22 protein-coding genes are annotated in these 23,338 nt (G+C 75.5%); 10 read left to right on the forward strand and 12 right to left on the reverse strand.

The genetic code is table 11. The features are described from left to right. Positions 1-18 precede the first annotated feature (18 nt). The 3 genes from INN71_RS17405 (at position 19) to INN71_RS17415 (ending at position 2,466) form a co-directional block, all read left to right on the forward strand. A complete protein-coding gene (locus INN71_RS17405; protein ID WP_277501045.1) occupies positions 19-717 on the forward strand; it encodes an HNH endonuclease family protein in 699 nt (232 codons plus the stop codon). 150 nt (positions 718-867) lie between these two features. Then, positions 868-1,320: a hypothetical protein gene (locus INN71_RS17410; RefSeq protein WP_301801368.1), complete on the forward strand. Its 453-nt coding sequence runs from the start codon at positions 868-870 to the stop codon at positions 1,318-1,320. Positions 1,321-1,365: 45 nt separating this feature from the next. Beyond that, on the forward strand, positions 1,366-2,466 hold the full coding sequence (locus INN71_RS17415) for an aromatic acid exporter family protein (protein ID WP_277501290.1): 1,101 nt from the start codon (positions 1,366-1,368) through the stop codon (positions 2,464-2,466). Positions 2,467-2,494: 28 nt separating this feature from the next. Here the strand turns inward: INN71_RS17415 and INN71_RS17420 are convergent, their stop codons facing one another. Then, complete coding sequence (locus INN71_RS17420) at positions 2,495-3,703, reverse strand: glutamate--cysteine ligase (protein ID WP_277501291.1); 1,209 nt, start codon at positions 3,701-3,703, stop codon at positions 2,495-2,497. A gap of 8 nt (positions 3,704-3,711) precedes the next feature. On the opposite strand from INN71_RS17420, the gene INN71_RS17425 reads away from it, so the two are divergent. Continuing rightward, the gene (locus tag INN71_RS17425; protein ID WP_301801370.1) at positions 3,712-5,043 is read left to right on the forward strand and encodes a threonine/serine exporter ThrE family protein; all 1,332 of its coding nucleotides are present in this window, start codon (positions 3,712-3,714) and stop codon (positions 5,041-5,043) included. Between the two features lie 36 nt (positions 5,044-5,079). On the opposite strand, the gene INN71_RS17430 is transcribed toward INN71_RS17425, so the two are convergent. After that, entirely contained in the window at positions 5,080-5,604 is a 525-nt protein-coding gene (locus INN71_RS17430) for a hypothetical protein (protein WP_301801372.1), read from the reverse strand. An 11-nt stretch (positions 5,605-5,615) separates the two neighbouring features. Beyond that, positions 5,616-6,182, reverse strand: a complete 567-nt coding sequence (locus tag INN71_RS17435; protein ID WP_277501294.1) for a DUF402 domain-containing protein — start codon at positions 6,180-6,182, stop codon at positions 5,616-5,618. A gap of 57 nt (positions 6,183-6,239) precedes the next feature. On the opposite strand from INN71_RS17435, the gene INN71_RS17440 reads away from it, so the two are divergent. Then, positions 6,240-7,553: an O-antigen ligase gene (locus INN71_RS17440; protein WP_277501295.1), complete on the forward strand. Its 1,314-nt coding sequence runs from the start codon at positions 6,240-6,242 to the stop codon at positions 7,551-7,553. Positions 7,554-7,989: 436 nt separating this feature from the next. Here INN71_RS17440 and INN71_RS17445 read toward each other — a convergent pair whose 3' ends face one another. The 3 genes from INN71_RS17445 to INN71_RS17455 all read right to left on the reverse strand — a co-directional run bounded on the left by INN71_RS17445 (position 7,990) and on the right by INN71_RS17455 (position 12,521). After that, on the reverse strand, positions 7,990-9,537 hold the full coding sequence (locus tag INN71_RS17445; RefSeq protein ID WP_301801374.1) for an HNH endonuclease signature motif containing protein: 1,548 nt from the start codon (positions 9,535-9,537) through the stop codon (positions 7,990-7,992). Between the two features lie 579 nt (positions 9,538-10,116). Next, complete coding sequence (locus tag INN71_RS17450; RefSeq protein WP_301801376.1) at positions 10,117-10,941, reverse strand: SDR family oxidoreductase; 825 nt, start codon at positions 10,939-10,941, stop codon at positions 10,117-10,119. After that, positions 10,938-12,521 (reverse strand): NAD(P)/FAD-dependent oxidoreductase, encoded by a 1,584-nt coding sequence (locus tag INN71_RS17455; protein WP_301801378.1) that lies wholly within the window; start codon positions 12,519-12,521, stop codon positions 10,938-10,940. Before INN71_RS17455 ends, INN71_RS17450 begins: the two co-directional genes overlap by 4 nt. 71 nt (positions 12,522-12,592) lie before the next feature. Between INN71_RS17455 and INN71_RS17460 the strand changes: the two genes are divergently transcribed. The 3 genes from INN71_RS17460 to INN71_RS17470 are packed head-to-tail and all read left to right on the forward strand — an operon-like array spanning position 12,593 to position 14,917. Further along, positions 12,593-13,261 (forward strand): TetR/AcrR family transcriptional regulator, encoded by a 669-nt coding sequence (locus INN71_RS17460; RefSeq protein WP_301801379.1) that lies wholly within the window; start codon positions 12,593-12,595, stop codon positions 13,259-13,261. A gap of 4 nt (positions 13,262-13,265) precedes the next feature. Then, positions 13,266-14,162: an alpha/beta hydrolase gene (locus INN71_RS17465; RefSeq protein WP_301801381.1), complete on the forward strand. Its 897-nt coding sequence runs from the start codon at positions 13,266-13,268 to the stop codon at positions 14,160-14,162. Between the two features lie 50 nt (positions 14,163-14,212). Then, the gene (locus INN71_RS17470; RefSeq protein ID WP_301801383.1) at positions 14,213-14,917 is read left to right on the forward strand and encodes an NUDIX domain-containing protein; all 705 of its coding nucleotides are present in this window, start codon (positions 14,213-14,215) and stop codon (positions 14,915-14,917) included. A 7-nt stretch (positions 14,918-14,924) separates the two neighbouring features. Here the strand turns inward: INN71_RS17470 and INN71_RS17475 are convergent, their stop codons facing one another. The 6 genes from INN71_RS17475 to INN71_RS17500 all read right to left on the reverse strand — a co-directional run bounded on the left by INN71_RS17475 (position 14,925) and on the right by INN71_RS17500 (position 22,125). Continuing rightward, positions 14,925-15,437 carry a tetratricopeptide repeat protein gene (locus INN71_RS17475; RefSeq protein ID WP_301801384.1) on the reverse strand — a complete coding sequence of 171 codons (513 nt, stop codon included), beginning with the start codon at positions 15,435-15,437 and terminating at the stop codon, positions 14,925-14,927. Positions 15,438-15,493: 56 nt separating this feature from the next. Next, positions 15,494-16,285: a dolichyl-phosphate beta-glucosyltransferase gene (locus tag INN71_RS17480; protein WP_301801386.1), complete on the reverse strand. Its 792-nt coding sequence runs from the start codon at positions 16,283-16,285 to the stop codon at positions 15,494-15,496. Beyond that, entirely contained in the window at positions 16,282-18,426 is a 2,145-nt protein-coding gene (locus INN71_RS17485; protein ID WP_301801387.1) for a glycosyltransferase family 39 protein, read from the reverse strand. The genes INN71_RS17480 and INN71_RS17485 overlap by 4 nt, the downstream gene beginning before the upstream one ends. Positions 18,427-18,498: 72 nt before the next feature. Continuing rightward, positions 18,499-19,788: an ornithine--oxo-acid transaminase gene (gene rocD, locus INN71_RS17490; RefSeq protein WP_277501617.1), complete on the reverse strand. Its 1,290-nt coding sequence runs from the start codon at positions 19,786-19,788 to the stop codon at positions 18,499-18,501. A 64-nt stretch (positions 19,789-19,852) separates the two neighbouring features. Continuing rightward, the gene (locus INN71_RS17495; protein ID WP_277501616.1) at positions 19,853-21,412 is read right to left on the reverse strand and encodes a cell wall metabolism sensor histidine kinase WalK; all 1,560 of its coding nucleotides are present in this window, start codon (positions 21,410-21,412) and stop codon (positions 19,853-19,855) included. Between the two features lie 2 nt (positions 21,413-21,414). Then, positions 21,415-22,125 (reverse strand): response regulator transcription factor, encoded by a 711-nt coding sequence (locus tag INN71_RS17500; RefSeq protein WP_277501615.1) that lies wholly within the window; start codon positions 22,123-22,125, stop codon positions 21,415-21,417. Between the two features lie 123 nt (positions 22,126-22,248). Here INN71_RS17500 and INN71_RS17505 point away from each other — a divergent pair, with 123 nt between their 5' ends. Both INN71_RS17505 and INN71_RS17510 read left to right on the forward strand, forming a co-directional pair. Further along, the gene (locus INN71_RS17505; RefSeq protein WP_277501614.1) at positions 22,249-22,848 is read left to right on the forward strand and encodes a hypothetical protein; all 600 of its coding nucleotides are present in this window, start codon (positions 22,249-22,251) and stop codon (positions 22,846-22,848) included. 51 nt (positions 22,849-22,899) lie between these two features. Further along, positions 22,900-23,322, forward strand: a complete 423-nt coding sequence (locus INN71_RS17510) for a hypothetical protein (protein WP_301801390.1) — start codon at positions 22,900-22,902, stop codon at positions 23,320-23,322. Positions 23,323-23,338 lie beyond the last annotated feature (16 nt).

A 23,338-nucleotide genomic window follows, 5' to 3' on the forward strand; every position in this document is an offset into this window, starting at 1 on the left:
CACCTCTCGGGAGCACCTGTGTCCAGCCTGCGCACCTCACCCACCTCGTCCCTCTCGTCCCCCTCGCACCTCTCCGCGCCGCTCGCCCTGCTGGCGGCGGTCCTGCTCGCCCTCGCCGGCCTCGTCGCCGTGCCGGGCCCGGCGCACGCCGCGACCTACACCGCGTCGGTGACCCGCGCCGTGGCCGACCTGCCCGGGGCCACGGAACGGCGCACCGGCTACGACCGCTCCCTGTTCGTGCACTGGGTCGACGCGGACGGCGACGGCTGCGACACCCGCGAGGAGGTGCTCCTCGCCGAGGCCGACGCGGCGCCGAGCACGGGGGCGGGCTGCGCCATCTCGGGCGGGCGGTGGTTCTCCTACTACGACGCGACGAGCTACACCGCCGCGTCCAGCCTCGACATCGACCACATGGTGCCGCTGGCGGAGGCCTGGGACTCCGGGGCGTCGGGCTGGACGTCGACCCGCCGGCGGGCGTTCGCGAACGACCTCGGGTACGCCGGGTCGCTCGTCGCCGTCAGCGCCGCCACGAACCGCGCGAAGGGCGACCAGGACCCGGCGGAGTGGATGCCGCCGGCCGGCTACCGCTGCCGCTACGTCACCGAGTGGGTGTCGGTGAAGCACCGGTGGGGCCTGAGCGTCGACAGCGCCGAGCGCTCCGCGCTGACCTCCCTGGCCTCGGGGTGCAGCCAGACCGTGTCGGTGACCGTCTACTGAGCGGCCGAAAGCGTCCCCAGTCGCGGGGGGGGGGGGGGGGGGGCCCCCCCCGCGGGGGGGGGGGGGGCCCCCCCCCCCCCCCCCCCCCACCACCACCCCCCCCGCCCCCGTCGCGCCGAGCTCGTCGGCGCACGAGAAGGGGGAGACCTGATGGAGAACAGCAGCAGCACCCGCAGCACCCGCACCACCCGGGGCGCCCGCCCCCGGCGGGCCCTGGTCGCCGCCGGCGTCGCGCTGGCGGGGGCAGGCGTCGGCGTCGGCGTGCTCGCGGCCACGCTGACCGCGGCCACGGCCACGACGGCGGAGCCCGCCGCCCGGGCCGCCTGGGTGCCGCCGGGCGACACGGTAGTGGCGGTCGAGGGCGACGCGGAGAACGGCTTCACCGTCCACCACCTCGACGGGTCGTCGCTGCACCCGCCCACCCTGTCGGAGTCGACCGCCGAGTGCGGGGAGTACGACACCGAGGTGCAGGCAGCCGTGTGCCAGGCCGAGGTGGAGACCTGGTACCGCGACCTCGCCGACCTGCAGGTCGCGATCCGCTGGGCCCGGTACGACGCCGCCCGCCGCCCCCGGGGCGAGGTGCTGCACGACAGCGTGCGCTGAGCGCGGGCGGGCGGGGACGGCCCCCACCTCTGGCATGATCGCGGGGTGGAGGCCGTGCCCGTCGACCGGATCTGGGAGAAGGGACGGCTCTCCGTCCGCGCCCGCGTCGCCCGGTGGCGCTCGAAGTCGTTCGTCGTCGCCCAGTGCGCCGTCGCGGCGGGCGTCGCCTGGTTCATCGCCGCCGACGTGCTCGGCCACCCGACGCCCTTCTTCGCCCCCATCGCGGCGGTGCTGGGGCTCGGCACCTCCTACGGCCAGCGCCTGCGGCGGGTGGCGGAGGTGGCGGTCGGGGTCGCGGTGGGCGTGCTCATCGCCGACCTCCTCGTGCTCGAGATCGGCACCGGGGCCTGGCAGCTCGTGCTCATCGTCGTGCTGTCGATGTCGGCGGCCCTGCTCCTCGACGGCGGCCAGCTGCTCGTCACCCAGGCGGCGGTGCAGTCCATCGTCGTGGCGACGCTCGCACCCAGCCCCGGCGGCGCGTTCGTGCGGTGGACCGACGCGCTCGTCGGTGGCTCCGTGGCGCTCGTGGCGGCCACGCTGGTGCCGTCCGCGCCGCTGCGGCGACCGCGCGAGCAGGCGGCGGTGGTCGTGCGCAAGGTCGCGGCGCTGCTGCGCGCCTCGGCCGAGGTGATGGGCGACGGCGACACCGAGCGGGCCTTCGACGTCCTGGCCGACGCCCGGGCGAGCGACTACCTGGTGCGCGAGCTGCAGGCGGCGGCCGACGAGGGCATGTCGGTGGTGGCGTCGTCGCCGTTCCGCACGCGGCACCGGCACTCGGTGCGCCGCATGTCCGAGCTCGTCGAGCCGCTCGACAAGGCGCTGCGCAGCACCCGGGTGCTGACCCGTCGTACCGCGATCGCGGCGTACCGGCGCCGGCCCGTGCCCCCGTCGTACGCCGCGCTCTGCCACGACATCGCGGAGGCCGCGGAGGCGGTGGCCGACGAGCTGGCGCGCAACCGGATGGCGGAGTCGGCGCGGCCGCTGCTCCTCGCCGCGGCTGCGGGCTCCGGCCGGCTGGAGCGCACGAGCGAGCTGAGCGTCGAGGTGCTGCTGGCCCAGATGCGCTCGGTGATCGCCGACCTGCTCGAGGTCACCGGCATGGAGGCCCTCGAGGCGACCGACGCGCTGCCGCCCGTGCGGGGCTGAGCCCCGGCTCGCACGGCCCGCCGCGGCCTCAGCCCGGGAGGCCGTCGCGCAGCTCGCGCACCACGGAGTCGACGACGGCGACGAGGTCGCCCCCGGTGGCGGCGGCGACCTGCCGCTGGCGCTGGTACGACGCGCCCCGCCGCGGGATGTCGGCGACCGAGCGCAGCTCGTCGACGCAGTCGAGGCGCCGCGCGACCGGCTCGAGGCGCTCGAGCAGGTCGTCGAGGTCCTCGGTCACGAGCCGCTCGCGGGAGGCGGCGTCGAGGATGATGATCGAGTCGAGGCCGTAGCGCGCGGTGCGCCACTTGTTCTCCTGCACGTGCCAGGGCGGGAGCACGTCGAGGGTCTCGCCGGCGGCGAGGCGGGTGTCGACGTCGACGACGAGGCAGTGCACGAGCGCGGTGAGGGCGGCGAGCTCGGTGAAGTTGGAGACGCCGTCGCAGATGCGGTTCTCGATGGTGCCGAGGTGGCAGGCGGGGCGCAGGTCCCAGCGGATCTCGGAGAGGTCGTCGATGACGCCCGTCGTGAGCTGGTCCTGGGCGAACGCCTCGAACTCCTCCCAGCGCTGGAACTGGAAGGGCAGGCCGGCGGTGGGCAGCTGCTGGAACATCAGGGCGCGGTTCGACGCGTAGCCCGTGTCCGTGCCGGCCCACACCGGCGAGGACGCGGACAGCGCCTGCAGGTGCGGGTAGTAGGTGAGCAGCGCGGAGAGCACGGGCATGACGCGCGACTGCTCGGGCAGCCCGACGTGCACGTGGACGCCCCAGATGAGCATCTGCCGGCCCCACCACTGGGTGCGGTCGATGAGCTCCTGGTAGCGGTGGCCCGGCGAGAGCAGCTGCGTCGACCACGACGCGAACGGGTGCGTGCCGGCGCCGAAGAGGTCGGTGTCGTGCTCGGCCGCGGCGGCGGCCACCACGTCGTACGTCGACCGCAGGTCGGCCATCGCGCCCGCCACGTCGGTGGCCACCCCGGAGACCAGCTCGACGGTGTTGCGGAGCAGCTCGGCGTGCAGCACCTTCGGGTCGTCGAGGCGTCCGCGGGCCGTCTCGAGCACGTCGTGCGCGCGGTTCACGAGGTCCCGGCTGTCCCGGTCCACCAGGGCGAGCTCCCACTCGACCCCGAGGGTCGGACGCGGGGACGCGTGGAAGTCGATGCGCACGTGCAGAGCCAACCACAGGGGTGCGCAGATCACGTCGCGGCCGAGGCGGGGGACCGGCGCCGCGCGTGCGAGCATCTCCGACCGTGGCTGCCGAGACCCGCGACACCCGCACGCTCAACCTGACCCTCGACCTCTGCCTCCGGGTGGGGGAGCTGCTGCTCTCCTCCGGCGCCGGGGCCGCCGACGTGACGGCGACGATGCAGTCGCTCGCCCGCCACCTCGGGATCCGGCACCCGGAGATCGACGTGACCTTCACGTCGCTGGCGATGTCGTACCAGCACGACCCGGAGGAGCCTCCGGTCATGCAGATCCGCCAGGTGAAGCAGCGCGACATCGACTACGACGACCTGACCAAGGTGGACCGCCTCGTCCGGGCGGTGCTCACCGACGAGGTGGACCTGGCGGGCGCCCGCGCGCGCCTGGCGGGCATCGTGTCGTCGGGGCACGGGTCGCCGCGCTGGCTCGTCACCGCGGCGTGGGGCCTCATGTGCGGCGGCGTCACCCTGCAGCTGGGCGGCACCCTGCTGGTCGTCGGGCTGGCGCTGGTCGCGGCCGCGTTCATCGACCGGGTGCAGCTCGCGATGTCGCGACGGCGGCTGCCGGGCTTCTACCAGCAGGTGGCGGGCGGCCTGGTCGCCGCGCTCCTGGCGACCGCGGTCGCCGCCGCCGTGCCCGACACCGATGTCTCGCTGATGGTGACGGCCAACATCATCATGCTGCTGGCGGGCATCGGGTTCATGGGCGCGATCCAGGACGCGCTGACCGGTTTCTACGTGACCGCCGGCGCGCGGGTGCTGGAGGCGCTGCTCGCGACGGCCGGCATCATCGCGGGCGTCAGCGGCGGCCTCACCCTCGCGGGGCTGCTCGGCGTCGAGATCGCCCGCGTCGACCCGGGGCGCGCGGGCTGGGAGGGCGTCGGCACGCTGGCGCTCGGCTCCGCGGTCTGCGCGGCCGCGTTCGCCGCGGCCAGCTACGCCCCCCGGCGCTCGCTGGTGCCCGTCGCGGCCGTCGCGTCGCTCGCGATCCTGCTCTACAGCGCCGTGCTGGCGGGCTCCGACAGCCGCGTCTGGGCCGCCGCGATCGCCGCGTTCGCGATCGGCACCGTGGCGTACGGCGTCGCCGGCCGCGTCCGCGTGCCCCCGCTCGTCATCGTGGTGCCCGCCATCGTGCCGATGCTGCCGGGCCTGACGATCTACCGCGGCCTGTCGCTGCTGGCCGAGGGCGGGACGTCGACGTCGGTGGGCCTGCTCGCGCTCATGCAGGCGGCGTCGGTCGCGGTGGCCCTGGCCTCCGGCGTGATCCTCGGCGAGTACCTCGCCCAGCCCCTGAAGCGCGAGGTCGGCCGGCTCGAGAGCCGGCTCGCGGGCCCCCGCCTCGTCGGCCCGCTGCGGGTGCGCGCGATCCGTCGCCGCTGAGGGGCGCCGCAGCTGGGGGGCCGTCGCGGCCGGGTCTCAGGCCCCCGGTCGGGGGAGGTCGGTGCGGGGGGAGGCCCAGCGCGGGTCGGTGCGCACGAGCCCGGCCACGGCGAGCACGAGCAGCAGCACCCCGGCCGCCGTCAGGTACGGCGCGGCGAGCGCCCAGCGCAGCAGCACGGGCTGGAAGCCGGTCAGGGCCATCGGGTCGTCGCCGTCGGCCACCACCCGGGCCTCGACCGTGCCGCCCGCGGCGGGGAGGTCCCCGCCGTACCGCTCGCTGACCGTCCCCTCGACGGACTCCCGGTCACCGCCGGCCGGGGTCCACGTGGCCGCGCAGGTGCGAGGGCTGCCGGGCGGCGGGCCGGTGGTGCAGCGGGCGTCCTCGGCCACCGTGGCCGCGACGACGCGGGCGTCCGTCCAGCCCCGCGCCGCGGAGTGCACCAGCCACCACACGGGCGCGCCGACGAGCACGAGCACGGCGCCCAGCACCGCGACGGCCTCGAGCGCGCGGACCAGCCCGGGCCGGCGCGGCGCGCGCAGGTGGACCGGTACGCCGCTCACCGGGCCGCCACTCACCGGGCGCCGTCCTGCGCGTCCAGCACCCGACGCAGCGCCGCGAACCACGGCGCGGCGCTGCCCGCGTCGTACGGCGGGTCCCCGGCCGTGACCGCGGCCAGCACCTCGTCGCGGGAGCGCTCCGCCGCGGCCGCGACGTCCGCGGGGTAGCCGAGGGCGACCCGGTGCTCGGCGAACTCGTCCTCGTCGTCGACGTAGACCGTGCCGTCGTCGCGGCGCACCACGTCGAGGTCGAGGTCGACGGAGCGCAGGACGGGCACGGGGCCGGTGAGGTCCCACGTCGGCGGGGTCGCCATGTCGACGTAGAGGGCGCACCAGATGCCCGGTGCGTGGAGCGCGACGACGCGGTGGTGCTGGGGGGAGAAGACGACGACCTTGTCGACCGCGGCGTCGAACTCGAGGCCGGGGCGCGCGTGCCGGGTGCCGGCCGGGGCGCCCAGCCACTCGCCGTACCGGTCGTGCCCGAGGTGCAACGCGTCGTACTCCCAGTGCGGCGCCCCGCCCCACTTCGTCATCGCGACGCGGACGCGGGTGCCGGGGGCGAGGTCGTGCACGGGGGACATGGTGGCCGCAAGGTACCCCGCGACGTCGCGTCCCGCCGGGCCGACACAATGGCTCCCGTGGTGCTCGGGGAGGTGGTGCTCGGTCGGCGCGCGTTCGCAGGGGCGCGCGACGCGTGGTCGTCGCTGCGGCATGAGCCGTGGCTGGCCGTGGCGGTGGTCGCCTCCTGCCTGGCGTTGTTCGACGCGGTGGTGCGGCTGAGCACGCGCAACCTGGTGACGGTCGTGCCGGCCTTCCTGGCCCTCGGGCTCGTCGCCCTGCACCGGGCGGGGGTGCGGCCGTCGGCGCTGCGGACGCCGCTCGACCTGGCGGTCGGGGCGGGGCTCGCGGCCGGCGGGGTCGCCTTCGTCGTCAACGGCCTGCACGGCGGGCGCCGGCTCGTGGAGTGCGCGGTGCTGGTGGCGGCGTTCTACCTCTTCGTCGGGGTGCAGCGGGCGTGGGCGCACGGGCGGACCGCGCTCGCGCTCACCGGCGCGCTGGCGGTGGGGATCGCCGCAGCGACCGCCGTCGCCCAGTGGGTGACGGGCGCCGACACCGGCTACTGCCGCGCCGAGATCGTCGGAGGAGCGGACAGCTGCCAGCGGGGCGACGCCGCCGTGCGGGCCGTCGGGACCCTGTCGAACCCCAACCTGCTCGCGCCCGTCCTCGTGCTGCTGGTGCCGGTCGGCTGCGTGGCGCTGCGGGCCGTCCTCGGGCGGCGGCGCGGCCGGGTCGCCGCCGCCTCGCTCGGCGTGCTCGGCGCGGCCGCGGTGGCGACGACGCTGTCGCGCGGCGGGCTCGTCAGCCTCGGGGCGCTGGGCGTGGCCGCCCTCGCGCTGCGCTACCCGTCGCGGCGCACCCTCGTCGGCGCCGGCCTCGCCGTGGGCGCCGGCGTCGTCGTGGCGTTCGGGGCCCTGCTCGCCCGCTTCTCGATCGGCCCGCGCGCCGACGTCTACCGCGAGTCGCTCGGCCTCGTGCGCGAGCACGTGTGGGGCGTGGGGCTCGGGCGCTCCGGGCCGTTCATCGATGCCCGCGTGCCCGGCGACCAGCGCTTCTACCACTCCCACAACCTGTGGCTGACGTGGCTCGTCGAGGCCGGTACGGCGGGCCTCGCCGCCACCCTCTGGCTCACCCTCGCCGTGGTCCTCGTCGTCGTGCGGGGCGCCCGGCGCGGCGACGCGCTCGTCGTCGCCGCCGGCTGCGGGCTCGCCGGGTTCGCGGTCATCAGCCTCTTCGACAACCCGGCCTTCCGGCAGTCCGTCGCCGTCCCGCTCTGGGCCGTCGTCGCCATCGCCGTCGCCCGCGAGGCGGTCCCGCGCCGCGGCGAGGACGAACCCGGGGCGGCCGGGCAGTTCGAGTCGAGGGCGAGGGATGCGGGGAGGGGTCGCGGCTAGCCGCGCTGCTGGTGGTCGAGGTGGCCGCCCCGGCGGCCCTCGAGACACGCCGGGACACGCTGGGCGCGGTGTCAGCGGTAGTCGAGCACTATCGGTGACACCGCGCCGCGGAGCTGGGGACTCGCGCGGGTACGACGGCGTACGACGGCGGTCCAGGCGGCTGCGCCGTGCGCTGGGGGTCGAGGTGGCCGCGGGCGTTCCGGTGGTCGGGGTGGCCGCGCGCATTCGGTGGTTGAGGTGGGTGCGCTAGCACCCCTCGAAACCACGCCGTGACATGCCGGTGGTTGAGGTGGCCGCGGGCGTCCCGGTGGTTGAGGTGGCCGCGCGCACTCCGGTGGTTGAGGTGGGTGCGCTAGCACCCCTCGAAACCACGCCTGGACATGCCGGTGGCCCCGCCACGTGGTGCTGGGGTGGCGGGTCGGCAGGGCTGGCGGTGCTAGTCGAGCGGTGTGGTGCCGGTCGAGTCGACGGCGTAGCGGAGCCCGTGGGGGCTGGTCCAGATGTAGGTGCCGAGCGCGTCGCGGTGGTAGCGCCATCGCTGGTCGGGCGGATGCTCGGCGAGTGGGTCGATGCCGGGTGGGTCGTCGCTCGGTGGGCTGGCCCCCGTGGGTGACGGGTGGGTCTTGGCTCGGTGCTCGCCTCGGCACAGTGGCGCGAGGTTGCTGGTGGAGGTCTGGGCGGCGCCGGGTGCTGCTTCCCACCGGTAGGGCCGGGTGTGGTCGAGGTCGAGTCCCCTGGCTGGTCGCCCGCAGTAGGGGAAGGCGCAGGTGGGCCGGTCGAGGCGGACGCGGTCGGCGATGCGGTCGGGGATCTCGTAGGCGTCGACCGCGACGTGCTCGCTGAGGTCGATGACCGGCTTCACGACGACCTGCGTGCCGGGCGTGCGGCACCAGTCGCGGACCTGGTCGGCGGTGATGAGGGCGCGGGTGTTGTCGAGGCGGGCGAGGTCGATCCCGGTGCCACCGGTCGCGGTGTCGATGGTGGGCCCGTCACCGTTGCGGTGCGAGGCGATCGCGGCGTCGTTGAGGTGGACGTAGAGCACGACCTGCCGTGCGGGTGTCCGAGTAGCGGCAACGGGCGCCCCGCCATGGTCGGCGGCCGCAGTGGACTCGTCGGTCGCGCCAGCGGCGGTGGTCGCGCCGTAAAGGTCGAGTGCGGTCTGGCGGCGGGCGAGCTCGCCGAGGGCCATGGAGCGGCGGACGTCGAGGTCGGCGTCGCAGCCCGCGGCGGCGAGGTCGGCAGCCACTCGTTGGACGGCACCCTGCAGGTCGAGGGCGTCAGCGAGATCGAGGGTGCCGTGGACGGGCACGACCCCGGTCCAGGGTGAGGCGGCGTCGACGGGGGTGGTCTCGATGGTGAAGTAGCGGCCGGCGTCCGCATCCGCCCGGTCGAGCTCGGCGTTCTCGGGGTCGAACCGGGCGACGGCCTCGGCGACGAGGCGCTCGACGGTCGGCATGGTGGCGCGGTGCGCGACGGGCGCGAGGTTGCGGTCGACGAAGTCCGCGCCCTCGCGAGTGAGGGTGCGGGTGAGGGTGGCGATCTTCCTCGCGCGCCACACCGGCAGCGCCTGCTTCTGCGTCAGGGGGTCGGCCCCGGCGAGGACACGGTCCCAGAGGCGGGGGAGGCGGTGGCGCAGCTCGATGGCGTCACCGACGAGCGGTCGGCCGGAGGTGACGGAGCGGCCGAGGGCTGCGGAGATCTCGTAGAGGCAGAACTCCGAGACCAACGGCGCGCCGGGGCCACCGAGCTCGAGGAACCGGTCGCCACCCGGTACCGACCTGGGGTCTTCGGTCCAAATTCCGAGCGGGCCGATGGGGTCGCCCACGGTGCCGTCGGTGTGGGCGTCGGCCCAGTCGGCGACCGCGACGAACGCCGCCACCTCCGCAGCGCGCTGGGTCGCTGCAGCGGCTCGGGCGGTCGCGAGCAGCGCCGTCGAGTCGATGGCCGGTGGGGCCTCGACGACGGCGGTGCTCGGGTGGTTCATGCCGACAACGCTAGGGGCGACCACCGACAGTTTCGGCCCGGAGAGCGGGGGCTGGGGAAAGAAGATCAAGGAATCTGAGCGTCGCCAGAGCCCCTCGGTCGGCGACCGTTCTCGAGGTGGTTTCGAGGGCCGCCGGGGCGGCCGCCTCAACCACCGAACGGGGCGGCGACCCCGACCACCGAACGGGGGCGGCCACCTCGACCACCGGCCTGTCCGCCCCGGTGACACGGATCGCGGCGATCTCCGCCGCGAGGCCCTGCTTGGCGGTCGGCCCGGGCGGGTTCGCCGCGATCGGGGCTGGTGCGCACCTTCGCCCGTGGTTTCGAGGGCCGCCGGGGCGGCCACCTCAACCACCGAATGCGGGGCGGCCACCTCGACCACCGAAGGGCCGCCGGGGCGGCCATCGAAACCACCGGACGACGGCCACCCACCCCCCGAACGCACCGCACCCACCCCGCCCCCCGACGTACCGCCGCCGAAGAGACGAACGGGCGCCCCGGGACCCTCGCGCGAGGGTCCGGGACGCCCGTTCTCGGCCGCGCGGGGACGGCCGGGTGTGGGGGACGGGTCAGCAGGGGGTCAGGGCATCATGCGCTTCGCGCCGGCGGCGAAGACGTCCTGGTAGCGCGCGCCGAGGAGCTTGCCGACGGTGTGGAGCGCGTGGGCGTCGGCGCCGATGAGCAGGCGCGGCTGGTTGCGCAGGATGGCGCGGACGATGACGCGGCCCGCCTCCTCCGAGGTGGTGCGCGCCAGCTTCTTGTCGAAGAACTTGGTGAGCGTCTCGTGGTCGCCGTCGGCGGTGACGCGGCCGTTGCGCACGATGCCGGTCTTGATGCCGCCGGGGTGCACGGCGGTCACGCCGACCTTGTGCTTGGAGATGAGCATCTCCTCGCGCAGGGCCTCGGTGAAGCCGCGCACGGCGTACTTCGTCGCGTTGTAGAGCGTCTGGCTCGGCATGGAGATGAGCCCGAACAGCGACGAGATGTTGACGACGTGGGCGTCACCGGAGGCGATGAGGTGCGGCAGGAACTCCTTGGTGCCGTTGACGACACCCCAGAAGTTGATGCCGACGATCCACTCCATCTCCTCGTAGGTCATGTTCTCGAAGTCGCCCGACATCGAGACGCCGGCGTTGTTCATCACGACGTTGACGCGGCCGAACTGCTCGGCCACGGCTCCGGCGTACGACGCCACGGCGTCGCGGTCGGCGACGTCGAGGCGGTCGGAGCGCACGGCCCGCGCGCCGGCGGCCTTGACGAGGTCGACGGTCTCGGCCAGGCCGGCCTCGTTGACGTCGGAGATGGCGAGGTGCGCGCCGCGACCGGCCACGTTCACCGCCGTGGCGCGTCCGATGCCGGAACCGGCACCGGTGATCACCACGACCTTGTCGTCCAGGGTCTTCATGCGGGCACGACCTCTCGCTCGGTGGGGGCGCCGGGGGTGGGTCCCGGCGGGGTGGTGGGCTCCGGGACGGGCCCGGTCACACGGTAGGCACGGGTGTCGAAGCGCGACAGGCCGAGCCGGAAGTTGAAGGTGGAGCGCGGCCACAGGGTGGTGTTGCGGCCGTGCTCGTCGAGGTACCAGCTCGCGCAGCCGCCGGTGCTCCACACGGTGCGGCCCATGCGCCGGTGCAGGCTGTGGTTCCACGCGGCCTGGGCGTCGGGGCGGGGCTCGATCGCGGCGTACGAGTTGCGGGCCATGACGCGCAGGGCGTCGCGGATGTAGGCGACCTGCGACTCGATGATGAAGACCATCGACGAGTGGCCCAGGCCCGTGTTGGGGCCGACGACCTGGAACAGGTTGGGGAACCCGGCGATGGTCGTGCCGCGGTAGGCCTGCATGCCCGACTCGGCCCACGTGTCCGCCAGCGAGCGGCCCTCGCGGCCCACGATGTGGTGGGCGATCGGCTGGTCGGTCGTGTGGAAGCCGGTGGCCACGACGAGCACGTCGATCTCGCGCTCCGTGCCGTCGGCGGTGACGACGCCGGTCGGCGTGATCCGCGCGATGCGGTCGGTGACGAGCTCGGTGTTGTCGGCGGCGAGCGCCGGGTAGTACGCGTTCGAGATGAGCACGCGCTTGCAGCCGAACTTGAAGTCGGGCGTCACCTTGCGGCGCAACTCGGGGTCGTCGATGGCCTTGCGGATGTTGGCCTTCGCCAGCAGCTCGGCGGGCTTGGCGATGTCGGGCGCCACGGTGAAGGCGGGCACGTAGGTCTCGCGGCCCCAGTAGATGGCCGTGCGGTAGAGCTTCTGCAGGCCCGGCACGGCGCGCAGCGCGAGGCGCTCGAACGCCGGGTAGGTGCGGTCGTGGCGCGGCATGACCCAGGGCGCGGTGCGCTGGTAGACGTCGAGGTGGCCCGCGACCTTCTGCAGCTCGGGCACGATCTGGATGGCCGAGGCCCCCGTGCCGATCACCGCGATGCGCTTGCCGGCCAGGTCGACGTCGTGGTTCCAGCGGGCCGAGTGGAAGATCTCGCCGCCGAAGTCGTCGATGCCCTCGATGTCCGGCAGCTTGGGCTCGGACAGGCCGCCGGCCCCGGAGACCAGTACGTCGGCACTCAGCTCGCCCGCGGAGGTGCGGACCTTCCAGCGCGCGACCGAGGCGTCCCACTCGGCGTGGTCGACGCTGGTGCCGAACCGGAAGCGGTCGAGCACGCCGGAGCGCTCGGCGACGCCGTCGAGGTAGGCCTTGATCTCCGGCTGCGCCGAGAAGGAGCGCGACCAGTCGTTCGGCGCGAAGGAGAAGCTGTAGAGCTGGCTGGGCACGTCGCAGGCCGCACCGGGGTAGGTGTTGTCGCGCCACGTGCCGCCGACCGAGTCGCCCTTGTCGACCACGAGGAAGTCGCGGCCGTCCTCGGCCAGGCCGATGGCCGTGGCGAGGCCGGCGAACCCGGCGCCGACGACGAGGACGTCGACGTGGGCGGGCAGGGGCCCGGTGTGCCCGGGGGAGCCGGCGTGGCTGCCGGTCGTCGTCGCGTTGGTCATGAGGGCAACCGTGACACGCTGTTGAACCCAAGTCAATAGCCAATTGGAACGACGTTCAGTAGGGTGCTCCCATGACTGTGACGAGCGGTTCGGCCGGCGGGGGACGGGTGCGCCTGGCCCCGGCGGAGCGTCGCGAGCAGCTGCTCGACCTCGGGGTCGAGCTCCTCTCGACGCGCGACCTCGACGAGCTCTCCATCGACCTGCTGGCCGAGAAGGCCGGCATCTCGCGCGGGCTGCTCTACCACTACTTCGGCAACAAGCAGGAGTTCCACGAGGCCGTCGTGCGCCGCGCGGCGGACGGTCTCATCGCCGTCACCGCGCCCGTCGCCGAGGGTGACATGGGCACCCGCCTGCTCGTCTCGCTCGACCGCTACCTCGGCTTCGTCGAGGAGAACCACCGCGGCTACGTCTCGCTCAAGCGCGCCGCCAACGGCAGCAACTCCGTCATGCGCGAGATCTACGAGGAGGCGCGCGCGGCGCTGACCGACCGCATCTTCGACACCGCCGGGGCCGACGGCCTCGCCGAGTTCGGGGTCGTGGACTCGCCGTCGGTCCGCATGATGGTGCGCGGCTGGGCCGTGCTCGTCGAGGACGTCGTCATCCACTGGGTCGACGACCCGTCCGGCATCACCCGCGACGACCTGCTCGCCTCGCTCGCCGCGATGCTCGCCCACGTGGCGACCAGCGCGCCGCCGGTGACCGTCGCCCCCGCCACGCCCCCCGCGTCCCCGGAGGCCTGAGCCCGTGTCCTGGCAGATGCGCGCCGTCGGTGCCCTCATGCGCGCCACCCGCAAGCGCCGCTTCACCGACCCCGACGGCGGCGCCGCCCTGCTCGCACGCCCCAAGGGCGACCCGACGCCGCCGGCCCGCCTGACCCGCCGCCTGCTCGCGACGAGCGAGACCCTCGACGGCTTCCAGGTGCACACCCTGCGCCGGTACGGCGCGCCTCGCGGCACGCGTCCGGTGGTCGTCTACCTGCACGGCGGCGCCTACATCAGCGAGATCGTCCGCCAGCACTGGGACGTCGTCGCCGGTCTGGTCGACGCGCTCGACGTCGAGGTGCAGGTGCCGATCTACGGCCTGGCGCCGCAGCACACCGCCGCCGAGGCCCGGTCCCTCGTCGCGACCGTGCTGGACCGGCTGCGGGAGCAGGGGCGTCCGGCGTACCTGGTCGGGGACTCGGCCGGCGGCGGCCTCGCGCTCGTCGCGGCCCAGCAGGAGGCGGCCCGGCGCGGCGAGGACTCGCCCGTCGTCGGCCTCACCCTCCTCGCGCCCTGGCTCGACCTGTCGATGGCCAACCCCGGCATCGACGCGGTCGAGGCGGTCGACCCGTGGCTGGCCCGCGCCGCCCTGCGCGAGGTCGCGCGGGTGTGGGCGGACGGCACCCCGCTCGACGACGCGCTCGTCAGCCCCCTGTTCGGCGACGTCGCAGGTCTGCCGCCCGTCGACCTGTGGGTCGGCACGCGCGACGTCACGCAGCCCGACTGCCGCCTCCTGGCGCGCCGGGTCCAGGACGCGGGCGGCGTGGTGCGCTACCACGAGGTCGCGGGCGCCATCCACGTCTTCCCGCTGCTGCCCGTGCCCGAGGGCCGCGCCGCGCTCCGCGAGATCCACGCGCACCTCCGCTCGGTGCTGGGCTGACGCCACCGCCGGCGTTGCTTGTTGTCGACCTGACAACTACTGTCGCCGAGGTGTTCACCAGCGACTTCCCGATCTTCTACGTCACGGTCGACGTGGTGCTCTTCGCGGTGCGCGAGGGCCGGCTCGAGGTGCTGGTGGTACGCCGCGGCGAGGCGCCGCACGAGGGTCGCTGGGCCCTGCCCGGCGGGTTCGTCGGCGACGACGAGGAGCTGCTCGCCGCCGCCCGCCGCGAGCTGGTCGAGGAGACCGGCATCGCGGGGGAGGGGCTGGCCCTGGAGCAGCTCAAGACGTTCGGCGCCCCCGACCGGGACCGGCGCCCGCACCGGGTCGTCAGCGTCGCCTACCTCGCGGTGACGCCGAACGCCGAGCTGCCGACCGCCGGCAGCGACGCCCGGGAGGCGGAGTGGCGGCCCGTCGACGACGTGACGGGCCACCTCGCCTTCGACCACGACGAGATCCTCGCCGAGGCGCGCGCCCGGGTGGCGTCGAAGCTGGAGTACACCCGCCTCGCCGCCGCCTTCCTGCCCCCCACCTTCACGATCGCGCAGCTGCGCGGCGTCTACGAGGCGGTGTGGGGCCTGGCCATCGACCCCGGCAACTTCCAGCGCAAGCTGCGCGCCGCCACCGACTTCCTCGCCTCCACGGGGGAGTCGGTCAAGCCCGCCGGCGGCCGGGGGCGCCCGGCCGAGGTGTTCCGGGCGATCGGCGAGCCCTTCGAGGCGCTTGCCGTGCCGGTGCCGCGGAGCTCGATGTGAGGTCGGGTCAGGCCGGTTCGTCGCGGGGGAGGAGTGCGGCGTACTCGGCGAGGGCCCGGCCGTAGAGCGGCACGGCCGGTGCGTGGTCGGCGAGCACGAGGCGCAGCGCGTCGCTGCGGCGGCCGAGGTCGTGGAGCGTCAGGGCGAGGAACGCCCGGGCGGCCGGGCCGAGCCGCTCGTCGTCCGCGACCGGCTCGAGCAGCGCGACCGCCTCGTCGAACCGGCCGACGTTGCGCAGGGTGCTGGCGAGCTGCACGGTGGCGTAGCCCTGCCGCTCCGGGTCCAGGCCGGTCGCGAGGGCGGCCCGGTAGTGGGGGATGGCCGCGTGCTCCTCACCCAGCATGTCGTGCAGCGAGGCGCGCTCGAACGCGGCGGCCGCGTCGCCCTCCGGCCGTTCGGCCAGCAGAGGTTCGAGGGCGGCCCAGGCGTCCTCGGGGTGCGCGTCGTCCGCGCCCGCCCAGAACGTCGCGACGCGGTCGTCCCACGAGGCGCCGGGGTGGCGGGCGGGGTGGGTGGGCACCCGCCCACCCTAGGTGGGCGGGCGCCGGACCTCGGGCGGCGCACCTGGCGCGAGGCCTACGAGGCCCTCGCCGTGCCGGTCGCCCGCAGCGCCAGGTGAGGCCGGGCCTGGGCGCGCACCTGCGCGAGCGGCAGCTCGTGGCGCGCCAGGGAGCGCCGCAGGCGGCGCACCCCGTGCAGGTCGTCGATGGCCGTGCGCAGCACGTCGACCCGGCTGTCGGGGTCGTCCACCCAGTCGACCGGCACCTCGTGGATGCGCAGCCCCGCGCGCTCGGCGAGCACGAGCAGCTCGGTGTCGAAGAACCAGGTGTCGTCCCGCACCAGCGGCAGCAGCGCGCGGGCCGCGTCGGCCCGCACCGCCTTGAACCCGCACTGGGCGTCGCGGAACCCCACGCCCAGTGCCCCACGTAGCAGCAGGTTGTACGACCGCGACACGACCTCGCGGCGGGGGCCCCGCCGTACCCGCGAGGTGGGGCTGAGCCGCGACCCGATCGCGAGGTCGGAGTGGCCCGAGACCAGTGGCGCCACGAGCGGCAGCAGCGCCTTGAGGTCGGTGGAGAGGTCGACGTCCATGTAGACGAGCACGTCGGCGTCGCTCGCCCCCCACGCGGCCTTGAGGGCGAGGCCGCGGCCCTTGCGGTCGAGCCGCAGCACGCGCACGCCCGGGTGGGTGGCGGCGAGCCCGGCCGCCACCTCGGCGGTGCGGTCGGTGGAGGCGTTGTCGGCGACGGTCAGCCGCCAGGTCCACGGCAGCGTCCGCAGGTGGGCCGTCACCTCCGCCACGGCCCGGGGCAGCGCCCGCTCCTCGCAGTGCACCGGCACGACGACCTCGAGCACCGGCGCGCTCACCGCACACCGCCCGAGAGGTCGTAGAGGGTCACGCCGTCGACGGTCGTCGCGGTGAACGTCTCCTCCACCCACGCCGTGATCTGGCTCGCCGTGCTGGTGTCGCCCGTGTCGCCGGCACCGCCGCCGCCCAGCTGCCCGCCGCCGGCGACGAACCAGCGCACCTCGCCGTCCGCGACGTAGGCCTGGAACTCCTCCAGCGTCGGGCTGGGGTCGGAGCCGTTGAACCCGCCGATCGCCATGACCGGCTCCTCGCTGGCCAGCTGGTAGCCCGCCGCCGAGTTGGACCCGACCGTCGCGGCCGCCCAGGTGAAGGCGTCGGCGTCCTCGGCCAGCAGGGCCGTGATCGCGTCGGTCGACTCGCTGCCGGTGAGCAGCCCGCCGACACCCCCGCCGGTGCCGGTGCCCGCGCCGGCGCCGGCGCCGGGGACGGTGCCCGCGCCCGGCAGGCCGCCCGTCCCGGCGGGTCCCCCGCCGAAGCCCCCGCCGAAGCCCCCGCCGGGGCCCCGTCCGCCCCCGGTCCGGCCTCCGGGGCCGGCGCCCGCCCCGGCACTGCTGGGGCCGGCGGCCACGATCGAGCCGGTGTGCGGCGTCGCCGCGGTCGCGACGGAGTACGCCGCGGGCGCGGCCAGCGCCGCGAGCAGGGCGGCGACGGCCACGGCGTACCCGGCCTTCCGGGGGAGGTGGCGCGCCCCCACCACGAGCAGCGCGGTCACCAGCCCGACGACGAGCACGCCCCAGCGCAGCGCGGGCGCCCAGCCGGCGCGGTCGAGCAGCACCGACGCCCACACCGCGGTCAGCGCGAGCGTGCCGCCCAGCAGGCCCGACGCGACGAGCGAGCCGCGGGCCCGCCACAGCACGACCGCGCCGACCGCGGCCAGCAGGGCGATGGCGGGGGCGAGGGCGACGGTGTAGTACTCGTGGAAGATCCCCTGCATGAGGCTGAACGTCAGCCCCGTGACGACCAGCCACCCGAGCATCAGCGTCAGCGCGGCCCGGGTGAGGCGCGCGGTGCCGGGGGTGGCGCCGAGGGTGGCGCCGGGGGTGGCGCCGCGCCCGGCGAACCAGAGCCCCGCGACGCCGAGGACGAGCGCCGCGGGCAGCAGCCACGCGACCTGGTCGCCGACGGAGTCGGAGAAGAGCCGCATCAGGCCCGGGCTGCCCCAGCCGCCCCCGCCGCCGACGGACCCCTCCTCCTCGCCGTTCAGCCGGCCGAGGCCGTTGTAGCCCAGTGTCAGCTCGAGGATCGAGTTGCCCTGCGAGCCGCCGATGTAGGGCCGCGAGTCCGCCGGCCACAGCTCGACGACCGCGATCCACCAGCCGCCGGCCACCACCATGGAGCCGAACGCCACGAGCAGGTGCAGCCCGCGTCGCCACCAGGGCGCGGTGGCGAACACGGCGTACGCCAGGGCGAGCGCCGGCAGCACGAGGAACGCCTGCAGCATCTTGGTGAGGAAGGCCAGCCCGACGAGGGCCCCGCCCAGCGCGAGCCACCGCACGGGGTGCCCGACCACGCGGCCGGTCACCCCGGGCACGGGCGTCGCCCCCTCGACCGCCCGCAGGGTCGCGTACGCCGCGCCCACCAGCAGCAGGACGAGCAGCGCGTCGGGGTTGTCGAAGCGGAACATCAGCGTCGCGACGGGGGTCAGGGCGAGCGCCGCGCCGGCGAGGATGCCCGCCGCCCAGGACCCCGTCGCGCGCCGCGCGGTCGCGTGGAGCAGGGCGACCGCGCCCACGCCCATCAGGGCCTGGGGCACGAGCAGGCTCCACGACGAGAGCCCGAACACCCGGATCGACAGGGCCATCGGCCACAGCGACAGGGGTGTCTTGTCGACGGTGATCGCGTTGCCGGCGTCGGAGGAGCCGAAGAAGAACGCCTTCCACGACTCCGAGCCCGCCTGCGCGGCCGCGGCGTAGAACGAGTTGGCCCACCCCGAGGCGCCGAGGTCCCACAGGTAGAGCAGGGCGGTCGCGAGCAGGAGCGCGGCGAGGCCGGCGCGCTCGCCGGTGCGGCGCTCGACCCGCCGGAGGCGGTCGAGCAGGCGGGAGCTGCGTGCGGCGGGGTGCGCGGCGTACGACGGGGGCGGCGCCGGCGGGGCCGGGGCGTCGCGCGCGACGAGGTGGGGCGAGGCGGTCGAGTCCATGGCACGAGGCTCGACCGCCTCGCTGGGTCGTCCGTGGGGACGACCTGTGGTGCGACTGTGAGACGCGGGGTCTCAGGCGCCGGTGACGACCGCCTCGAGATGGTCGAGGCCCCAGGCGAGGTCCTCCTCGGAGACGACGAGCGGCGGCGCGAGACGGATGGTGGAGCCGTGCGTGTCCTTGGCCAGGACGCCGCGGGCCATCAGGGCCTCGCAGACCGCGCGGCCGGTGCCGACCGCGGGGTCGACGTCCACGCCGGCCCACAGCCCGCGGGTGCGGACGGCGAGCACGCCGCGCCCGACGAGCCCCTCCAGCCGGGTGCGCAGCAGCACGCCGAGCCGCTCGGAGCGCTCCTGGAACTCGCCGGTCGCCAGCATCTCGACGACCTTGGTCGCGACGGCGCAGGCGAGCGCGTTGCCGCCGAAGGTCGAGCCGTGCTGGCCCGGGTGGAGCACGCCGAGCACGTCGCGGTCGGCCACGACGGCCGAGACCGGGACGATGCCGCCGCCCAGCGCCTTGCCGAGCACGTAGAGGTCGGGCACGACCTCCTCGTGGTCGCACGCGAAGGTGCGACCGGTGCGGCCGAGGCCGGACTGGATCTCGTCGGCGGCGAACAGCACGTTGTGGCGGCGCGTGATCTCGCGGACCTCGCGGAGGTAGCCGGTCGGGGGCAGCACGACGCCGCCCTCGCCCTGGATGGGCTCGAGCAGCACGGCGACCGTGTTCGGTGTGATGGCGGCCTCGAGGGCCGCGGCGTCGCCGTACGGCACCTGGGTGAAGCCGGGGGCGAACGGGCCGAAGCCGTCGCGGGCGTCGGGGTCGTCGGAGAAGCCGACGATGGTCGTGGTGCGGCCGTGGAAGTTGCCGCCGGCGACGATGATCTCCGCGGAGTCCACCGCGACGCCCTTGATGTCGTAGCCCCACTTGCGGCAGACCTTGATGGCCGTCTCGACGGCCTCGGCGCCGGTGTTCATCGGCAGCACGAGCTCCTTGCCGGCGAGGTCGCCGAGCGCGGAGCAGAAGGCGCCGAACTGGTCGTGGACGAACGCGCGGCTCGTCAGCGTCAGCTTGTCGAGCTGTGCGTGCGCGACGGCGACGAGGTCGGGGTGACCGTGGCCGAAGTTGAGCGCGGAGTAGCCGGCCAGCATGTCGAGGAACCGGTTGCCGTCGACGTCGGTCATCCAGGCGCCCTCGGCGTGGGCCACCACCACCGGCAGCGGGTGGTAGTTGTGCGCGGTGCGCTCCTGCGCCTGCTGGAAGTAGGCCTGGCTGCGGGGTGCGTCGCCGTCCTGCGCTGCGTCCCGGGGGGTCCCGGTGGTCCTGGTGGTCCCGGTGGTGGTCGGCTCGGTCACGGTGCCGGTCATGCTCGCCTCCTCGTGGTCGTCGGGCGTGCGGTCCTGTCCCGCTCGGCGGCTCCGAGATGGATTGTCAGACAATCGGCCCGTCGGACAGGGTAGCCCCCCTCGGCGGGAGTGCCACCTCCACCGTGGTGGCTCCCGGCGCACTTCTCAAACCGACGCGGCCGCCGTGCGCCTCGACGATGGCCCGCACGAGCGCGAGGCCGAGCCCGGAGGAGTCCCCGCCCGTGCGGGCGCCGTCGCCGCGCACGAACCGGTCGAAGGCGTGGCCGGCGATGGCCGGCGGGAACCCGGGGCCGTCGTCGCTCACCCGCAGCACCACCCGGTCGCCCCGGTCGCCCCCGTCGGCCCGCTCGAGCGCCGCCGCCACCGTCACGGTCGTGCCGGCCGGGGTGTAGCGGCGCGCGTTCGTCAGCAGGTTGCTGACCACCTGGTGGAGGCCGTGGGCGTCGCCGTCGACCTCCACGACCTCGTCGGGCAGGTCGAGGCGCCAGTGGTGCCCGGGGGCCAGCACCTGGGCGTCGGCCACCGCCTCGAGCAGCAGCAGCGTGAGGTCGACGGGCTCGTGCGCCATCGGGCGGCCCGCGTCGAGGCGGGCGAGCAGCAGCAGGTCCTCGACGAGGCGCCGCATCCGGCCCGACTCGCCCTCCACCTTGGCGAGCGCGGTGCGCGCCGCGTCGGCGTCGTCGGGACGGCGGCGGGCCAGCTCGGCGTACCCCACGATCGTGGCCAGCGGCGTGCGCAGCTCGTGGGAGGCGTCGGCGACGAACTGGCGCACCTGCTGCTCGCTGCGGTGCCGCGCCGCGATGGCGTCGTCGACGTGGGCCAGGAGGGTGGCGAGCGCGGCGCCGACCTGGCCGACCTCGGTCGCCTCGTCCGTCAGGTACGCCGGCACGCGCCCGCGCAGGTCGACCTCGCCCTCGGCGAGGGGCAGGGTCGCGACCTCGTGCGCCGTCGCGGCGACGTCGCGCAGCGGCCGCAGCTGTCGGCGTACCACCACCGACGCGGCACCCGCGGCGACGAGCACGGCGGCGAGGCCGATGAGCAGCTCGTAGAGCACGAGGGAGGCGACGGCGTCGTCGACCCGCTCGGTCGGCAGGCCGGAGACGACCACGGACCCGTCGCTGCGCGCGGAGGCGACGACGCGGTAGGAGCCGAGCGCGGGGAGGTCGACCGCGTGCACGGCGCCGTCCGCCGGCACGTCCGCGAGCTGGTCGAGCGCGGCCGTGGAGAGCACGCGCTCGCCGCAGACCTCCTCGGTGAGCACGATGCCGTCGGTGCGGTCGGCGTCGTCGTACAGCTGCGCGAACAGGGTGCCGGGGCCGCGGCTGCCGGGCACGAAGCGGTCGCCGCACGGACCGTCGGCGGGGCCGCCGTCGAGGCCCTGCGGCGCCGGTCCGCCCGCGCGCTGCGCCAGCGAGCCGACCTCGCCGTCGAGCTGGCCGGTGAGGTTGCCCTGCATCGCCAGGGTCGTCGCGGCGCCGATCGCGAGGGCCACCAGGGTGGTCAGCAGCACGGTCGTGGCGACGAGCCGGGAGGTCAGCGTGGCGAGCTGGCGGCGCCGGGGGGTGGCCCGGTCGGTCCCGGCAGGCCCGGCGGGCCCGGCGGGCCCGGGCGGTGCGTCGGGCACCGTCAGTCCGCCGGCTTCAGCACGTAGCCCGCGCCGCGCATCGTGTGGATCATCGGGGCGCGGCCGGCGTCGATCTTCTTGCGCAGGTAGGAGATGTAGAGCTCGACGACGTTGGCCTGGCCGCCGAAGTCGTAGTTCCAGACCCGGTCGAGGATCTGCGCCTTGCTGAGCACCCGGCGCGGGTTGCGCATGAGGAAGCGCAGCAGCTCGAACTCCGTCGCCGTCAGGGTCACCTCGTCGCCGCCGCGGCGCACCTCGTGGCTGTCCTCGTCGAGGCTGAGGTCGCCGACGACGAGCACGTTCTCGCGCTCCGCGGCCCGGGCACCGGCGCGGCGCAGCAGGGCGCGCAGGCGCGCGACGACCTCCTCGAGCGAGAACGGCTTCGTCACGTAGTCGTCACCGCCGGCCGTCAGGCCCGCCACGCGGTCCTCGACGGCGTCGCGGGCGGTGAGGAAGAGCACGGGCACGGCGGCGTCGGTGGAGCGCATCCGGCGCAGCACCTCGAGGCCGTCGAAGTCGGGCAGCATCATGTCGAGCACGACGACGTCGGGATCCATCACGCGGGCGGCGGCGACGGCGGTGCTCCCCGTGTGGGCCATCCGGGTCTCGAAGCCCTCGTAGCGCAACGCCATCGACACGAGCTCGGCGAGGTTCACCTCGTCGTCGACGACCAGCACGCGCAGCGGCGAGCCGTCCGGGCGGGTCAGGTCCATGCCCCCGACTGTGCCGCAGTCACCTGTGCGTCCGCTGTGGACGCGCTGGGTGTCGCGCTGGGTGTCGGGCCGGGGTGTCGGGCTGGGGTGTCGGGTGGGGGCCCGCGGGGTACGCAGCGGCGCGTGACCCCACCCCCCTCGGTCCCCACCCTCGTCGCGCTCACCGTCTGGCGGCTCCTCGTCGCCGGGGTCGCGCTCACCGGCTTCCTCGCGGCCACCGCCCGGTTCGGGGGCGACGCCTGGCAGGGACTGAGCCAGCTGGCGAGCCTCGTCGCGGCGGTCGTCTACCTCGCGCTGGCCGCCTACCCGGCGACCGTCGGCTTCCGCCGCCACGAGCCGCGGTCGTCGTGGGTGCGCGGGGCGACACTGGTGGTGCTCCTGCTCGTGGGCGGCTCGTGGTTCGCGCTGCTCGGCGGCGCGGTGGACACGACGTGGTCGCTGCTCGAGCACCTCGTGACGCCGCTGCTCGTGCTCGCCGACTACCTCGTCGTGGGGCGGGGGCAGCGGGAGTCGCGCTGGTGGCACCCGCTGACGTGGCTGCTGCCGCCGCTGGCCTACCTGGCGTTCTACTACGCGGCCGGCCTCGACATCTACGGCTTCCTCGACCCGTCGTCGTCGGCCTTCGTGCCGACGCTCGCGGGGATGCTCGTGGGCGTGCTCGCGCTGGGCTACGTGCTCGTGGGGTACGGCGTGCTGCGGCGCTCCCAGCACGATCTTCGGTGACGCTGGGCCGGTGCACAGCCCGGGCACAGGCCCGCCGCGCACCGTGGGCCCATGAGCGAGCAGAACCCCCGCTACCCCGCGCCCCCCGACCTGTACGCCGGGCCGCCCCCGCCGCCGCCGCCGTACGCCGGGCCGCCCCCGCCGCCGTACGCCGGGCCACCCCCGACGGGTGCCCCGCTGCCGGGCCCGCCGCCCGTGGCCCCGACCGCCGAGCGACCGGCCCCGCCGCGCCGCACGCTGCGCCAGCGCGCGATGGCGCTGCGGGCGACGGCCGCCGTGGCCCTGGCGAGCGTGGTCCTCGGCGCCGGGGGCGCCGTGGCGCTCGGGGCGGTGAGCGACGGCGCGGACGAGGCCGGCCAGGGCGGACCGGGGGGTCGGGGCGGCCAGTTCGCGCCCGGTGGCCAGGTGCCGCCCGGTGGGCAGGTGCCGCCAGGTGGGCAGGTGCCGCCGGGGGCTCAGGCACCCGGCAGCTGACCCGGTTCGTGGTGGC

It is taken from the genome of Nocardioides sp. ChNu-153 (assembly GCF_030466625.1).
Classification (GTDB): Bacteria; Actinomycetota; Actinomycetes; order Propionibacteriales; family Nocardioidaceae; genus Nocardioides.

Excerpts from the sequence above, each read along its gene's own strand:
- INN71_RS17410 (WP_301801368.1), top strand. The coding sequence starts at position 868 with ATGGAGAACAGCAGCAGCACCCGCAGCACCCGCACCACCCGGGGCGCC.
- INN71_RS17420 (WP_277501291.1), bottom strand. The coding sequence starts at position 3,703 with ATGCTCGCACGCGCGGCGCCGGTCCCCCGCCTCGGCCGCGACGTGATC.
- INN71_RS17435 (WP_277501294.1), bottom strand. The coding sequence starts at position 6,182 with ATGTCCCCCGTGCACGACCTCGCCCCCGGCACCCGCGTCCGCGTCGCG.
- INN71_RS17445 (WP_301801374.1), bottom strand. The coding sequence starts at position 9,537 with ATGAACCACCCGAGCACCGCCGTCGTCGAGGCCCCACCGGCCATCGAC.
- INN71_RS17450 (WP_301801376.1), bottom strand. The coding sequence starts at position 10,941 with ATGAAGACCCTGGACGACAAGGTCGTGGTGATCACCGGTGCCGGTTCC.
- INN71_RS17455 (WP_301801378.1), bottom strand. The coding sequence starts at position 12,521 with ATGACCAACGCGACGACGACCGGCAGCCACGCCGGCTCCCCCGGGCAC.
- INN71_RS17460 (WP_301801379.1), top strand. The coding sequence starts at position 12,593 with ATGACTGTGACGAGCGGTTCGGCCGGCGGGGGACGGGTGCGCCTGGCC.
- INN71_RS17485 (WP_301801387.1), bottom strand. The coding sequence starts at position 18,426 with ATGGACTCGACCGCCTCGCCCCACCTCGTCGCGCGCGACGCCCCGGCC.
- rocD (WP_277501617.1), bottom strand. The coding sequence starts at position 19,788 with ATGACCGGCACCGTGACCGAGCCGACCACCACCGGGACCACCAGGACC.
- INN71_RS17500 (WP_277501615.1), bottom strand. The coding sequence starts at position 22,125 with ATGGACCTGACCCGCCCGGACGGCTCGCCGCTGCGCGTGCTGGTCGTC.
- INN71_RS17510 (WP_301801390.1), top strand. The coding sequence starts at position 22,900 with ATGAGCGAGCAGAACCCCCGCTACCCCGCGCCCCCCGACCTGTACGCC.